Genomic DNA, 573 nt, shown 5'->3' with positions numbered 1-573 from the left:
CCTCAACTCGCCGACGGCCTCGCGGAAAATGTCGAAGGCACGGTGCTGAACATCGCGAAGGATTATTCGCACATCCTGGCTCCGGCTACGGCTTACGGCAAGAACATCGCGCCGCGTATCGCCGCGCACCTCGATGTCGCGCAGATCAGTGACATCACCGCCGTCGATAGCGCCGACACCTTCGAGCGTCCGATCTATGCAGGCAACGCGATCGCGACGGTTCAATCGAGCGATCCGATCAAGGTCATCACGGTGCGCGCAACGGGCTTCGATCCGGTCGCAGCGGAAGGCGGTAGCGCAGCGATCGAGAAGATCGAAGCCGCCGCCGATGCAGGCATCTCGCAGTTCGTCAGCCGCGAAGTGACGAAGCTGGACCGTCCGGAACTGACGAGCGCGCATATCATCGTGTCGGGCGGCCGTGGTTTAGGCAGCGGCGAGAACTACACGAAGACGCTGGAACCGCTGGCCGACAAGCTGGGCGCGGCGCTGGGCGCATCGCGCGCGGCGGTCGATGCCGGCTACGTGCCGAACGACTTCCAGGTGGGCCAGACGGGCAAGATCGTCGCGCCGCAG

The 573-nt window shown here is 64.7% G+C and carries 1 protein-coding gene; it reads left to right on the top strand.

Annotated features, from left to right (window positions below):
- Positions 1-573: FAD-binding protein (locus QCE63_RS35535; RefSeq protein WP_309839946.1), on the top strand; the 573-nt coding region annotated here is incomplete at both ends.

It is taken from the genome of Caballeronia sp. LZ065 (assembly GCF_031450975.1).
In the GTDB taxonomy this organism is placed as follows: domain Bacteria; phylum Pseudomonadota; class Gammaproteobacteria; order Burkholderiales; family Burkholderiaceae; genus Caballeronia.
Note: the sequence above shows the minus strand (reverse complement) of the source record. Positions and strands in the feature narration are given on the sequence as shown.